At 55.0% G+C, this 633-nt stretch carries 1 protein-coding gene; it reads right to left on the bottom strand.

Translation table 11 applies throughout. The features are described from left to right. Positions 1-607: 2OG-Fe(II) oxygenase family protein (locus tag EN807_RS32390; protein ID WP_281405238.1), on the bottom strand; the 607-nt coding region annotated here is incomplete at its 3' end. Between the last annotated feature and the right edge of the window lie 26 nt (positions 608-633).

The raw sequence follows: 633 nt of genomic DNA, 5'->3' as shown, positions 1-633 counted from the left end.
ACGGCATTGAGTATCGCTCGCGGCCCGAGCTATTCACCACGCGGTGCATGTTCGCCAGGTAGAGATTGTTCGTGAGCCGCTGAATCAGATCGCCAATGTTGATTACGAACGTGCCGTGGATCGGAATGCCCTCGACCCAATCGCCATCTCGGTTCATGACCTGAAGACCACCTACGTCATCCTGAGCCAGGATGGTCAGATTGCCGTAATCCGTGTGGGCGCCAATACCGATGATCGCTTCGCTAATATAGCCACTCTGCGGCGGGTAATGAAGCAGGCGCTGAATGCTGATCGGGTTCCGCATAAAACTTTCGAAATAGCGTTCCGATAGGTCAAGACTGAGCGCGATGCCCTGCAGGAGTTTTTTCGCGAGGTCCACCATCTTTTGGTGGTATCCGTATGTCAGTTCCCGAAACTCGGGCAGACTTGAGGGCCACAGGTTGGGGCCAAAGAACGGACCTTCCAGCCTCGAACGTTCAGGTCCGAAGTCAAAGCACTCCTTCAGGTCTTGCGTTTTGCCCGGATCGGTGTTCTCCCCCAACGGCTCAATGTATCCGCGGAGGGCCACATCGGATTTGCTAACGTGCAATGTCATCTTCTCCGACATGGGCAGATCAAAGAACCGACGGCTCA

The sequence above is a fragment of the Mesorhizobium sp. M5C.F.Ca.ET.164.01.1.1 genome, assembly GCF_004792125.1.
GTDB classification, from domain to species: domain Bacteria; phylum Pseudomonadota; class Alphaproteobacteria; order Rhizobiales; family Rhizobiaceae; genus Mesorhizobium; species Mesorhizobium wenxiniae.
The sequence above is the reverse complement of the archived record's forward strand: the minus strand, read 5'-3'. Positions and strand labels throughout refer to the sequence as shown.